At 66.0% G+C, this 12,335-nt stretch carries 10 protein-coding genes and 2 riboswitches; of the genes, 4 read left to right on the forward strand and 6 right to left on the reverse strand.

Annotation, left to right across the window (positions count from 1 at the left end; genetic code table 11):
- Positions 1-44 precede the first annotated feature (44 nt).
- From KHN96_RS14135 to KHN96_RS14145, 3 genes are all read left to right on the forward strand, one after another.
- Positions 45-701: an MBL fold metallo-hydrolase gene (locus tag KHN96_RS14135; RefSeq protein WP_115044237.1), complete on the forward strand. Its 657-nt coding sequence runs from the start codon at positions 45-47 to the stop codon at positions 699-701.
- Positions 698-1,405, forward strand: a complete 708-nt coding sequence (locus tag KHN96_RS14140) for a PolC-type DNA polymerase III domain-containing protein (protein ID WP_045785238.1) — start codon at positions 698-700, stop codon at positions 1,403-1,405. The genes KHN96_RS14135 and KHN96_RS14140 overlap by 4 nt, the downstream gene beginning before the upstream one ends.
- A 297-nt stretch (positions 1,406-1,702) precedes the next feature.
- On the forward strand, positions 1,703-1,966 hold the full coding sequence (locus tag KHN96_RS14145) for a hypothetical protein (protein ID WP_045785239.1): 264 nt from the start codon (positions 1,703-1,705) through the stop codon (positions 1,964-1,966).
- Positions 1,967-2,092: 126 nt separating this feature from the next.
- Here KHN96_RS14145 and KHN96_RS14150 read toward each other — a convergent pair whose 3' ends face one another.
- The 6 genes from KHN96_RS14150 to KHN96_RS14175 form a co-directional block, all read right to left on the reverse strand.
- Positions 2,093-2,443, reverse strand: a complete 351-nt coding sequence (locus KHN96_RS14150; RefSeq protein ID WP_045785240.1) for an arsenate reductase family protein — start codon at positions 2,441-2,443, stop codon at positions 2,093-2,095.
- Between the two features lie 110 nt (positions 2,444-2,553).
- Entirely contained in the window at positions 2,554-3,930 is a 1,377-nt protein-coding gene (locus KHN96_RS14155; RefSeq protein WP_045785241.1) for an L-serine ammonia-lyase, read from the reverse strand.
- A 149-nt stretch (positions 3,931-4,079) separates the two neighbouring features.
- Positions 4,080-7,019: an aminomethyl-transferring glycine dehydrogenase gene (gcvP, locus tag KHN96_RS14160; RefSeq protein WP_045785242.1), complete on the reverse strand. Its 2,940-nt coding sequence runs from the start codon at positions 7,017-7,019 to the stop codon at positions 4,080-4,082.
- Positions 7,020-7,084: 65 nt separating this feature from the next.
- Positions 7,085-7,465: a glycine cleavage system protein GcvH gene (gene gcvH / locus KHN96_RS14165; RefSeq protein ID WP_045785243.1), complete on the reverse strand. Its 381-nt coding sequence runs from the start codon at positions 7,463-7,465 to the stop codon at positions 7,085-7,087.
- Between the two features lie 41 nt (positions 7,466-7,506).
- Positions 7,507-8,634 (reverse strand): glycine cleavage system aminomethyltransferase GcvT, encoded by a 1,128-nt coding sequence (gcvT, locus tag KHN96_RS14170; protein WP_045785244.1) that lies wholly within the window; start codon positions 8,632-8,634, stop codon positions 7,507-7,509.
- A gap of 132 nt (positions 8,635-8,766) precedes the next feature.
- A riboswitch (glycine riboswitch) is annotated at positions 8,767-8,894 on the reverse strand.
- Positions 8,895-8,906: 12 nt separating this feature from the next.
- Positions 8,907-9,004, reverse strand: a riboswitch (glycine riboswitch).
- 396 nt (positions 9,005-9,400) lie between these two features.
- Positions 9,401-9,727, reverse strand: a complete 327-nt coding sequence (locus tag KHN96_RS14175) for a hypothetical protein (RefSeq protein WP_027678500.1) — start codon at positions 9,725-9,727, stop codon at positions 9,401-9,403.
- Between the two features lie 272 nt (positions 9,728-9,999).
- Here KHN96_RS14175 and KHN96_RS14180 point away from each other — a divergent pair, with 272 nt between their 5' ends.
- Positions 10,000-12,120 carry a UvrD-helicase domain-containing protein gene (locus tag KHN96_RS14180; RefSeq protein ID WP_045785245.1) on the forward strand — a complete coding sequence of 707 codons (2,121 nt, stop codon included), beginning with the start codon at positions 10,000-10,002 and terminating at the stop codon, positions 12,118-12,120.
- Positions 12,121-12,335: the final 215 nt, after the last annotated feature.

Consider the following 12,335-nt stretch of genomic DNA (forward strand, 5'->3'; position numbering starts at 1 on the left):
AATCGGGTTATCCCTGCCTCGCGCAAATGCGCACAAAAAATCACATGAAAGTCGTCGTCGTCCCCGTTACGCCGTTTGAACAGAACTGCACGCTGCTGATTGGCGACGATGGCGCGGCCGCCGTCACCGACCCCGGCGGCGACGTCGAGCGCATCCTGGCGGCCGCCCAGCAGCACGGCGCGCGCATCGAAAAGATCCTGCTCACGCACGGCCACGTCGACCACTGCGCCGCCGCCGACGCCCTGCGCAGGCAGCTCGGCGTGCCCATCGAAGGTCTGCAGAAGGACGAGGCGTTCTGGATCGACCAGCTGCCGGTGCAGAGCCAGCGCTTCGGCTTTCCGCCGGCCGAGGCCTTCGTGCCCGATCGCTGGCTGGACGACGGCGACACCGTGCAGGCCGCCGGCCGCACGCTGCAGGTGTTCCACTGCCCCGGCCACACGCCCGGCCACGTGGTGTTCTTCAGTGCGGAAGACCGCGTCGCCATCGTCGGCGACGTGCTGTTCGCGGGCTCGATCGGCCGCACCGATTTTCCGCGCGGCAACCATGCGGATCTGATCCGCTCGATCCGCACAAAGCTGTGGCCGCTCGGCGACGACGTCACCTTCGTGCCGGGCCACGGCCCGGTCTCCACCTTTGGCGATGAGCGCGCGACCAATCCGTACGTCGCCGATCGGCTGTTTGCCAACGAAGGCACAACATGAGCGACGACACCAACGAGAGCGACGACACCTTCGCCGACACCGCGCCCGCCGCGGCCCAGGACAAGCCCCGCCGCAAGCGCGGCAGCCAGCCGCCCGACACGCGGCCCGAGATCTACGTCAGCACCGACGTCGAGGCCGATGGGCCCATCCCCGGGCCGCACTCGATGCTCAGTTTTGCCAGCGCGGCCTACCTGGCCGACAAGACGCTCGTCGGCACGTTCGAAGCCAACCTCGAAACGCTGCCCGGCGCGGAAGGCCATCCGGTCCAGATGCAGTGGTGGCAGACGCAGCCCGAGGCGTGGGCCGCGTGCCGCAGCAATCTCGAGGCGCCTGAGGTGGCCTTGCCGCGCTATGTGGAGTGGGTCGAGAGCCTGCCGGGCAAGCCGGTGTTCGTGGCGTTTCCGGCGGGCTTCGATTTCACGTACATGTTCTGGTACATGATGCGGTTCGCGGGGCGCTCGCCGTTCGGGTGGGCCGCGCTCGACATCAAGACGCTGGCCTTTGCGCTGACGGGCATGCCGTACCGGCGCAACGTGAAGGCGGCGTTTCCCGAGCACTGGCACGATCCGCTGCCGCACACGCACATCGCGCTGGACGACGCGAAGGAGCAAGGCGCCCTCTTCTGCAACATGCTGGCCGAGTTGCGCAAGCGCGAGGCCGAGCGCGCCGCCGAGCAAGTGTCCCACCAATCTGCTCAGGATTGAGCGCCCAGGCGCGGTGCAGTCGGGCGCAGAAACCGTCACGCATCGCGGCAAAAGCCGCATACCGTTTGCGTTTCGCGCGCGTGACGCGCGCACCATGCCGCGGCGCAACTTGCGGGGCCGCAAACCCGCGTCTACGCTGGGCTTGTGCGAGGCGACCAGACGACTGCGCCACCCGGCGCCGACAAGCAAAGCCACTCGCATACGCCATTTGCCTGTCGTATCGTCATCGGGCCGCACGTACCCCCGACGCCGGTGCGTGCCGGCGTCGGCTCCACACACACGACGGGAGGTACCGCGATGCGATTTTCCCGTGACGCGTTTGACACGCAACACTTGCGAGCGATGGCGGAGCGCTTGCACTGGCATCGCAAGCCGTCCGCGAAGGCCATGCCGCTGAGCATGCGCGTGCATCTGCATCGCGCGCACAGCAGCGAGCACGACGATGCGGAGGTCATGAAAGTCACTGCGGTATCGACCGCGGTGGCGCTGGCAGTGGTGCTCGCAGCGCTGCTGGCCATTGGTTTCGGGTCAGAAATGGCCCGATGGATGGGCCTGGAATGATCCGGTGCCCCAGCGCGTCTTGACGGACGCAGCCCCGGCCCTCGCGCAAGGCGATACGGCCACCCCTGAACGGCCTGCCCGATGGAAATCGGCAGGCCGTTCAACTGTGGGGCCCCCGATGTGGACTTACTTCAGGAACGCGTCGAGCGCTTCCGGCGTCCGGCCAATGGTGGCCTTCCCGTTGCGTACGAGCACCGGACGCTGCAGCAGCCGCGGATGCGCCGCGATGGCCTCGAGCAGCGCCTCGTCGGAGGCATCCGCCAGGTTCAGTTGCGCGTATTCGTCTTCGTTCTCGCGCACGAGGCTGCGCACGGGCGCATCGAGTTGCGCCGCCAGTGTCTTGAGCGCATCCAGCGTGGGCGGCGTGACGAGGTAATCGACGACGTCGAGCGGTTCGCCCGTCTTCTGGGCAAAGGCCTGGGCCCGCTCAAGCGCAGCGCGGGATTTGGAGCAACGCGGGTTGTGGTAGATCTGCATGATCGAAATGGCGGAATGGAAGGTGAAACGCCTTGCATGTTAACGCCCCACCGCCCGGCCGGATTTCGCGTTTGGTGGTGGGGGCATTCGCCGCCGTTCTGCGCGCAGCCTCAGCACTCCACGATGTTGACCGCCAGGCCGCCGCGGGCCGTCTCCTTGTACTTGGTCTTCATGTCCGCGCCCGTTTCACGCATGGTCTTGATGACCGAATCGAGCGAGACATAGTGCGTGCCGTCTCCGCGCAACGCCATGCGCGCCGCGTTCACGGCCTTCACCGAGGCCATCGCATTGCGCTCGATGCACGGAATCTGCACCAGCCCGCCGACTGGGTCGCATGTCAGCCCCAGGTTGTGCTCCATGCCGATCTCCGCTGCGTTTTCGACCTGCGCAGGCGTGCCGCCCAGCACCGCTGCCAGCGCACCCGCCGCCATCGAACACGCCACGCCGACCTCCCCCTGGCAGCCGACCTCCGCTCCCGAGATCGACGCGTTCATCTTGTACAGCATGCCGATCGCGCCGGCGGTGAGCAGAAAATCGACCACGCCGTTGTCGTTCGCGCCGGGCACGAAGCGGTCGTAGTAATGCAGCACGGCGGGGATGATGCCGGCGGCGCCGTTGGTCGGCGCCGTGACGACGCGCCCGCCCGCGGCGTTTTCTTCGTTCACGGCAATCGCATACAGGTTCACCCAGTCGATGACCGACAGCGGATCGGACAGCGTGCGCTCGGCCTGCACCGTGAGGCGTGAATACAGTTCGGCGGCGCGGCGACGCACGTGGAACGGGCCCGGCAGTTCGCCCTCGGTGCGGCAGCCGCGCGCCACGCACGCCTGCATCACGTGCCAGATGTTGAGCAAGCCGGCGCGCACTTCGGCTTCGGTGCGCCACGTCAGTTCGTTTTCGAGCATCAGGCGGGCGATGGACTTGCCCGTCGATTCGCACATCGCCAGCAATTCCTTGCCGCTGCGGAACGGATGCGGCAACTGGTCGTGCGCGGCCAGCACTTGCGTATTCGGCGCACCGGCCGTGACGACAAAGCCGCCGCCCACCGACAGGTAGCGCGCCTCGCGCAGCCGCTCGCCGGCCGCATCGAAGGCATGGAACTTCATGCCGTTCGGGTGCTCGGCCATCGCCTCGCGGCGATAGAAGGCGATGTGCTCCTTCTCGGTAAAGCGCACCGCGTGACGGCCCAGCAGCGACAGCGACTGCGACGCGCGCAGCGCCGCCAGCTTGTCTTCGATGGTGTCGGGGTCGATGGTGTCCGGCGCCTCGCCCATCAGGCCGAGGATGACGCCGCGATCGGTGCCGTGGCCCTTGCCGGTGGCGCCGAGCGAGCCATACAGCTCGACGCGCACGCTGGCGACTTGCGGCATCAGGCCGTCGGCTTCGAGGCCGGAGGCGAACATCAGCGCGGCGCGCATCGGCCCGACGGTGTGCGAGCTGGACGGGCCGATGCCGATCTTGAAGAGGTCGAAAACAGAAACAGCCATGGGGTCAGGCTCCGGGGGGCGTTTTGCAAAAGGGGCGAGTCGGCTTGTGGCCGCCCGCGCTCGGGTTGTTCAGATGCAAACGGCCGCCCCGTGGTGCGAGGCGGCCGCCTGAGGCGCGGCGCGATGGCAATCGCGCTGGGTCGCCGGCTTTAGTCCTGCGCGTACTCGCTCATCGGCACGCAGGCGCAGAACAGGTTGCGGTCGCCGTAGACGTTGTCGGCGCGGCCAACCGGCGGCCAGTACTTGCGTGCGCGCAGCGATGCCACCGGGTAAGCGGCCTGCTCGCGCGTGTACTTGTGCGACCAGTCATCGGCCATCACCACGGCTGCGGTGTGCGGCGCGTGCTTGAGCGGGTTGTCTTCACGGTCGAATTCGCCCGAGATGACCTTGTCGATCTCGCCGCGGATGGCAATCATCGCGTCGATGAAACGGTCGAGTTCCACCTTCGGCTCGCTTTCGGTCGGCTCGATCATCAGCGTGCCCGGCACCGGGAAGCTCATCGTCGGTGCGTGGAAGCCGAAGTCCATCAGGCGCTTGGCGATGTCTTCGTTGCTGATGCCCGATTCCTTCTGCAGCGGACGGATGTCGAGAATGCACTCGTGGGCCACCAGGCCGTGCGCGCCCGTGTACAGCACCGGGTAGTACGGCGCGAGACGCTTGGCCACGTAGTTGGCCGACAGGATGGCCGTCTCGGTGGCGGCGGTCAGGCCCGCGGCGCCCATCATCGCGATGTACATCCACGAGATCGGCAGGATCGACGCCGAGCCGAACGCCGACGCCGACACATTGCCGATGTTCTGGCTGGCATCTTCACCCGACGCCGCGCGCCCCGGGAGGAACGGCGCGAGGTGCGCACCCACGGCCACCGGGCCGACGCCCGGGCCGCCGCCGCCGTGCGGAATGCAGAACGTCTTGTGCAGGTTCAGGTGCGAGACGTCGCCGCCGAAGTGGCCCGGCGCGGCGGTGCCGACCATGGCGTTCATGTTGGCGCCGTCCACGTAGACCTGGCCGCCATGGCTGTGCACGATTTCGCAGACGCGCTTCACGCCTTCCTCGAACACGCCGTGCGTGGACGGGTAGGTGATCATGATGGCCGCGAGGTTCTTGCTGTGCTCGGCGGCCTTCTTTTCCAGATCGGCCAGATCGACGTTGCCGCGCTCATCGCAGGCCACCACGACCACCTGCATGCCGGCCATCTGCGCCGATGCGGGGTTCGTACCGTGCGCCGACGACGGGATCAGGCACACGTTGCGGTGCGCTTCGCCACGGCTGGCGTGGTAGGCGTGGATGATCAGCAGACCGGCGTATTCGCCCTGCGAGCCGGCATTCGGCTGCAGGCTCACGGCGGCGTAGCCGGTGGCGGCGCAGAGCATCTGCTCGAGCTGGTCGATCATCTCGCGGTAGCCGACGGTCTGGTCGGCCGGTGCGAACGGATGGATGTTCGAAAACTCGGGCCACGTCACCGGCAGCATTTCTGCGGTGGCGTTGAGCTTCATCGTGCACGAGCCCAGCGGGATCATCGTGCGGTCGAGCGCGAGATCCTTGTCAGCCAGGCTGCGCAGGTAGCGCAGCATTTCGTGCTCGGAGTGGTGCGCGTTGAACACCGGATGCGTCAGGTATGCGCTCTGGCGGATGAGCGAGGCCGGATACGCATCGGCGACGCCCGCTTCGGTCTGGTCGAAGTCCGGTGCGGCGGCGTGCGCGGCATGCGCGAAGATGTCCCACAGCGCCACGACATCGGCGCGCGTGACCGTCTCGTCCAGCGAGATGCCCAGTCGCGCGTCGTCGATCTGGCGCAGGTTGATGCCGTGCGCCTGCGCAGCGATGTGCAGGTTCGCGGTGCGCGGGCCGGTGGCGACGGTCAGCGTGTCGAAGAAGGCGTCGGCTTCCAGCGTGTAGCCGATCGCGCGCAGGCCGGCGGCCAGCGTGGCGGTCAGGCGGTGCACGCGCTGGGCGATGCGCTTCAGGCCTTGCGGGCCGTGGTAGACGGCGTACATCGACGCCATCACGCCCAGCAGCACCTGCGCGGTACAGATGTTCGAGGTGGCCTTCTCGCGGCGGATGTGCTGCTCGCGCGTTTGCAGCGCGAGGCGGTAGGCCGGGTTGCCTTGCGCATCGATCGTCACGCCGACCAGTCGGCCGGGCATCGAGCGCTTGAACGCATCGCGCACGGCCATGTAGCCGGCGTGCGGGCCGCCGAAACCGAACGGCACGCCAAAGCGCTGCGTGTTGCCGATCACGACGTCAGCGCCCCATTCGCCCGGCGCGGCCAGCAGCGTGAGCGCCAGCAGGTCGGCGGCGGCCACGACCAGGCCGCCGGCGGCGTGCACGGCATCGGTGAGCGCCTGGTACGTCGCCAGATCGCCCAGCAGCGCACCGTTGGCGCCCGGGTATTGCAGCAGCACACCGAACGCGTCGTGCTTGGCAGCGTCGGCGGCAGGGCCGGTCACCACCTGCACGCCGATCGGCTTGGCGCGCGTGCGCACGACTTCCAGCGTTTGCGGCAGCACGTCGTCGGCCACGAAGAACACGGTCGACTTCGACTTGCCAATCCGCTGCAGCAGCGTCATGGCTTCAGCCGCGGCGGTCGCTTCGTCCAGCATCGACGCATTGGCGATGTCCATCGCCGTAAGGTCGATCACCATCTGCTGGAAATTCAGCATCGCTTCCAGGCGCCCCTGGGAGATTTCCGGCTGATACGGCGTGTACGCCGTGTACCAGGCGGGGTTTTCGAGGATGTTGCGCAGGATGACGCCCGGCGTGTGCGTGCCGTAGTAGCCCTGGCCGATCAGGCTCTTGAACACGCGGTTCTGCCCCGCGATGCCGCGCAGCTTGGCCAGCGCCGCTTCTTCGGTCAGCGGTTGCGTGAATTCGCCCAGCGGCATCCCGTCTTTGCGGCGGATGGCGGCCGGGATCACGGCGTCGATCAGCTCGGCGCGGCTGGCGTAGCCGAGCGTGGCCAGCATCTGCGCCTGCTCTTCGGCAGACGGGCCGATGTGGCGATGCGAGAAGGCGTCGCGCGCCTCCAGTTCGGCGAGGGTAGGACGTTCAGCGGCAAGCGCCGAGGAAGCGGGGTGCGGAGCGTTCATGGCAAGGGCTCGAAATTCAGGCAAAAGCCGATGCGCGGGTCAGGCGCATCGGCTCGGGGTGCGGCTTAGGCGCGTTCGGCGGCGTACTTCTCTGCCGTCCACAGCGCGTTCACGTCATCGGCGTTGGCCGGCTTGATCTTGAAGAGCCACGCGGCGTACGCGTCGCCGTTGACGGATTCGGGCGAGCCGATCGCATCTTCGTTGCGGGCAACGATCTCGCCGGCAACCGGTGCGTAGATGTCCGAAGCGGCCTTGACCGACTCGACCACCGCAATCGCCTCGTCCTTGTTGACGCTGCGGCCGGCTTCCGGCAGATCCAGGAAGACGATGTCGCCCAGTGCGTCCTGCGCGTAGTCGGTGATGCCGATGGTCAGCGTGCCGTCGGCTTCAACGCGGATCCACTCGTCGTGTTCGGTGTACTTCAGATCGGCGGGGACGTTGCTCATGAAAAGGTTCTCCGGAAGATGGGAATGGTGGGAATTCGGGTTCAGCTGACCAGCGCCTTGCCATTGCGCACGAACGGCAGTTTAACCACTGTCGCGGTCAGCTTGCGGTCGCGGATTTCGACCTGCACGTCGGTGCCCAGGGCCACGCTCTTCGGCAGGCGCGCCAGTGCGATCGATTGCGACAGGCTCGGACTGAACGTGCCGCTGGTGATTTCGCCGTCACCGACGGGCGTGATGACCTTCTGGTGGGCGCGCAGCACGCCGCCCTTGTCGCGCAGGATCAGGCCGACGAACTGTTCGCGCTGACCGCCGGCCAGCAGTGCGGCCTTGCCAGTGAAGTCGCGTTCGCTTTGCAGGTCGACCGTCCAGGCCAGGCCGGCGTCCAGCGGCGAGACGTGCTCGTCCATGTCCTGGCCGTAGAGGTTCATGCCGGCTTCCAGGCGCAGCGTGTCGCGTGCGCCCAGGCCTGCCGGGCGCACGCCGGCCTGCAGCAGGCGCTCCCACACGCCGGCGATCTGCGCGGCGGGCACGACCAGTTCGAAGCCGTCTTCGCCGGTATAGCCGGTGCGCGCGACCATGATCTCGCCCACGTGTTCCACGGTGACGAACCCTGCGTTGAAAGGCTTGAGCGCGTCGCCCACCGCCTGCGTGCCGGGCAGTGCCGCGTATGTCCGGGCGCGGGCGTTCGGGCCCTGCACCGCCAGGATGCCCAGCGGCTCGGGGCCCGCGTTGTTGTCGGAGCGGCGCGGCGTGATCGTCACACCGGTACCGGCGGCATTGTTCTGCGCGACGATCCACTCGAGGTCGGTCGGCGCGGTGCCGGCGTTGACCACCAGGCGGAACCAGTCTTCACGGAAGAAATAGACGATCAGGTCGTCGATCACGCCGCCCTTGGCGTTCAGCATGCAGCTGTAGAGCGCCTTGCCGGGCGTCTGGAGCTTGTCGACGTTGTTGGCCAGCAGCCCACGCAGGAAGTCGCGCACGCGCGGCCCCGTGAGGTCGACCACGCACATGTGCGAAACGTCGAAGACGCCGGCGTCCTGCCGCACGGCGTGGTGTTCTTCGATCTGGGAGCCGTAGTTGACGGGCATGTCCCAGCCGCCGAAGTCGACCATGCGGGCGCCCAGCGAGCGGTGGATGGCATTGAGCGGCGTGTGTTGGAGCGTCATGGAGTCTCTCGGCTTGAGGCGCCGCCGGTGTGGCTGAGGGCGCGGCGCATGGATCGGAACCAGAAAAGCAAAAAGGCCACCCGCGCAGCCTGATGCCCCATGGTGACGCCATGAAGATCAACAAGCTGCGCAGATGGCCCCTCTGTCCTTGGTACCTGAGAGATTGCGAAGCGGTGCGCATAGCGGTGCGCGCCGTTCGTGAGCCCCTTCGGTGGGCGCCCGCAGTGGTCGTGCGGCGCCAGCTCTCCAGAGTGCGGTCGGACGCATGTCCGCCGATCCGCCCGGTCCTGGATGCCTGAGAGTTTTCGGGTGCTACCCCTTCGGCGGCGCCTTGCCGTGTACGGCGGGCACGCTCTCCCGGATGGATGGGCGGAATTTACGGAAGGGGGATGGGATTGTCAATTGGGGTGGACTTGGCGGTCTCGGGTGGTGGGGAGGGCTGGATTTTTTGTGCTTGTGGTGCATCCCTTGTTTCATCCCTGCCGGGGCTGACTCACTTTCGTTGGTCTTGCCCAAAGAAAGTAAGCAAAGAAATGCGCGCCCGAGATGGCGAAAGACTCCTTCAATTTCCGTAACCGGGCGGAGACGGGGAAAACTCGCTGCGCTCAGACAGTTCCCCGCCTTTTTTCCGCCCGCTTACGAAAATTGAAGGCGCCATCTAGGGCAGGAACGTCAAAGACGAAAGACAACGGCCACACCGTCGGGGCGCGGGCGGGAGCGCCTTGTGGTGTGGCCGGAGTGCGGGTGTGGCTGGTCTTGCTTTGACTTACTTGCCGATTTGGCGGCTGACCTGGTTTTCCTGCTGGTTCAGCGTGCGCTGTTCCTGTTTGGTGATGTGCCCACCGTTTTGGGCGGCCATGTCGCGCTCTTCCTGGCGAATCTGGCGGTCTTCCTTGTGCAGCTGGCGCGCCTGGCTCTTGGTGATTTCGCCTTCCTTCACTTCGTTGTGGATGCGCTTGTTCTGGTTGGCGAGGCGGTGGTTGACCTCGGCGCGGCGCGGGTGGTCCTTTTGCCATTGCGTCTGGGCGAAGGCGCCGGTGGTGGCAGACAGGGCGACGGCGCTGATGGCCAGGGCTTTGACGATGCGGTTCATGGTTTTTCCTCCGGTGGGCGGCCGACCGATTCAGCCGCTGTCCTGTCCATAACGGCGTGCCGCGCAGGCTCGCTTACCCCGTTCGTGTAACGGTGCGTAAGCGGTGTAACGCCCTTGCGAAAAGCGAGGGGCGCAAACGCGTGCGGTGCGGTATTGGGCACCTCCGCAGGTGCCCTGCAACAGCCCCCTCGTCGGCTCAATCGATGCAAAAGCGCCGTGCTACCATCGCCCTCCGCTGTCGTTCCCGCCTGCTTTTTCTTCCGCCTGTCCCCATGTCTTCCGGTCTTGCCCACGGGCTCAACGCAGCCCAATCCGAAGCTGTGCACTACCTCGACGGCCCCTGCCTCGTGCTGGCGGGAGCGGGTTCGGGCAAGACGCGTGTGATCACGCAGAAGATCGCGCACCTGATCCTCGACAAGGGCTTCGAGCCCAAGCACATCGCCGCCGTCACGTTTACCAACAAGGCAGCCAAGGAAATGCAGGAGCGCGTGGCCAAGCTGATGGAGGGCCAGACGCGCGCAGACGGCAAGCGCATCCCCATCAAGCAGCTGACCGTCTGTACGTTCCACTCGCTGGGCGTACAGATCCTGCGGGCGGAAGCCGAGCATGTCGGCCTCAAGCCACGTTTCTCGATCATGGATTCCGACGATTGCTTCGGCATGATCCAGGAGCAGCTCGCGACCACCGACAAGCAGTTGATCCGCCGCGTGCAGAGCACGATCTCGCTGTGGAAGAACGGTCTCGTCGATCCGGACACGGCGATTGCCGAGGCGCTCGCCAACAACAACGTCGACGACCACCAGGCCGCGCTCGTCTACCGCAACTACGTGGCGACGCTGCATGCATATCAGGCGGTGGATTTTGACGACCTGATCCGCATTCCCGCCGAGCTGTTCGCGCGCAATGAAGAGGTACGCCTGAAGTGGCAGAACCGCCTGCGCTACTTCCTCGTTGATGAATATCAGGACACCAACGCCTGCCAGTATCAGCTGCTGAAGCTGCTGGCGGGCGGCTCGCACCTGCGTGCGCCGGCCTTCACGGCGGTGGGCGACGACGACCAGGCCATCTACGGCTGGCGCGGCGCCACGCTCGACAACCTCAAGCTGCTGCAGACCGATTTTCCGAACCTGAAGGTGATCAAGCTGGAGCAGAACTACCGCTCCACGGTGCGCATCCTGAACGCCGCCAACGCGGTCATCGCGCAGAACCCGAAGCTGTTCGAGAAGACGCTGTGGAGCGAGCACGGCATGGGCGACCCCATCACCGTGACCAGCGCCAATGACGAGGAGCACGAAGCCGAGAGCGTCGTCTTCAAGCTGTCCGCCCACAAGTTCGAGCGTCGTGCGCAGTTTCGCGATTACGCGATCCTGTATCGCGGCAACTTCCAGGCGCGCCTGTTCGAGCAGATCCTGCGGCGCGAACGCATTCCGTATGTGCTCTCGGGCGGGCAGAGCTTTTTCGACAAGGCCGAGATCAAGGATCTGTGCGCCTATCTGCGGCTGATTGCCAATGCGGATGACGACCCCGCGTTCATCCGCGCCATCACCACGCCCAAGCGGGGCGTGGGCAATGCGACGCTGGAAGTGCTGGGCGCATTCGCGGGGCAGGCCAAGGTGTCGCTGTTCGAGGCGGCAATGATGGGCGGCATCGAAGCGCAACTCGCGCCGCGCCAGCTGGAGCCGCTGCGGGTGTTCTGCGAGTTCATCGTGCGGCTCTCGGACCGCGCCGCCAGGGAGCCCGCCGCCACGCTGCTCGACGAGATGATGGAAGGCATCCACTACGAGGCCTACCTGTACGACACCTACGACGAGCGCCAGGCGCAGAACAAGTGGACCAACGTGCTGGAGTTTCTCGACTGGCTCAAGCGCAAGGGCACCAAGCCGGAGAAGGATGACGACGAAGAAGCCACCGGTTTCGACAACGCCGATGGCCTGATGGACGCCGGTAAAAACCTGCTGGAACTCACGCAGACCATCGCGCTGATCAGCATGCTCGAAGGCAAGGAAGAAGACCCGGATGCGGTGCGCCTGTCCACGCTGCACGCCAGCAAGGGGCTCGAATATCCGCACGTGTTTCTGGTGGGTGTGGAGGAAGGCATCCTGCCGCATTGTCGCGAAGACGACGATCTGACGGACGAGAAGATCGAAGAAGAGCGGCGGTTGATGTATGTGGGGATCACGCGGGCGCAGCGCAGCCTGCATATCAGCTGGTGCAAGAAGCGCAAGCGGGCGCGGGAGACGGTGGTGTGCGAGCCGTCGCGCTATATCGCGGAGATGAAGCTTGGGGAGGATGCCGGGCCGACGCCGGAGGACACGATGCCAGCGATGTCGCCGAAGGATCGGTTGGGGGCGTTGAAGGGGTTGTTGGCGGCTAAGAAGACTGTGGTTTCGTGATTGGGTTTTGGGTTTTGGGTTTTGCCTTGGTGGTCCATCTGTGTTTCGTACCCTGCCGGGCACGACTCACTTTTCTTTGTCTTGCCAAAGAAAAGTAAGCAAAAGAAAGGCGCGCCCGAGATGGCGACCCATCCCTTGAATTTGCGTAACCGGGCGGAGGTGGGGGAAAACTCGCTGCGCTCAGACAGTTCCCCACCTTTTTCCCGCCCGCTTAC

The organism is Ralstonia mannitolilytica (assembly GCF_905397375.1).
Lineage (GTDB): Bacteria > Pseudomonadota > Gammaproteobacteria > Burkholderiales > Burkholderiaceae > Ralstonia > Ralstonia mannitolilytica.

Coding starts and splice junctions, on each gene's coding strand:
- KHN96_RS14135 (WP_115044237.1), top strand. CDS start 45: ATGAAAGTCGTCGTCGTCCCCGTTACGCCGTTTGAACAGAACTGCACG.
- KHN96_RS14140 (WP_045785238.1), top strand. CDS start 698: ATGAGCGACGACACCAACGAGAGCGACGACACCTTCGCCGACACCGCG.
- KHN96_RS14145 (WP_045785239.1), top strand. CDS start 1,703: ATGCGATTTTCCCGTGACGCGTTTGACACGCAACACTTGCGAGCGATG.
- KHN96_RS14150 (WP_045785240.1), bottom strand. CDS start 2,443: ATGCAGATCTACCACAACCCGCGTTGCTCCAAATCCCGCGCTGCGCTT.
- KHN96_RS14155 (WP_045785241.1), bottom strand. CDS start 3,930: ATGGCTGTTTCTGTTTTCGACCTCTTCAAGATCGGCATCGGCCCGTCC.
- gcvP (WP_045785242.1), bottom strand. CDS start 7,019: ATGAACGCTCCGCACCCCGCTTCCTCGGCGCTTGCCGCTGAACGTCCT.
- gcvH (WP_045785243.1), bottom strand. CDS start 7,465: ATGAGCAACGTCCCCGCCGATCTGAAGTACACCGAACACGACGAGTGG.
- gcvT (WP_045785244.1), bottom strand. CDS start 8,634: ATGACGCTCCAACACACGCCGCTCAATGCCATCCACCGCTCGCTGGGC.
- KHN96_RS14175 (WP_027678500.1), bottom strand. CDS start 9,727: ATGAACCGCATCGTCAAAGCCCTGGCCATCAGCGCCGTCGCCCTGTCT.
- KHN96_RS14180 (WP_045785245.1), top strand. CDS start 10,000: ATGTCTTCCGGTCTTGCCCACGGGCTCAACGCAGCCCAATCCGAAGCT.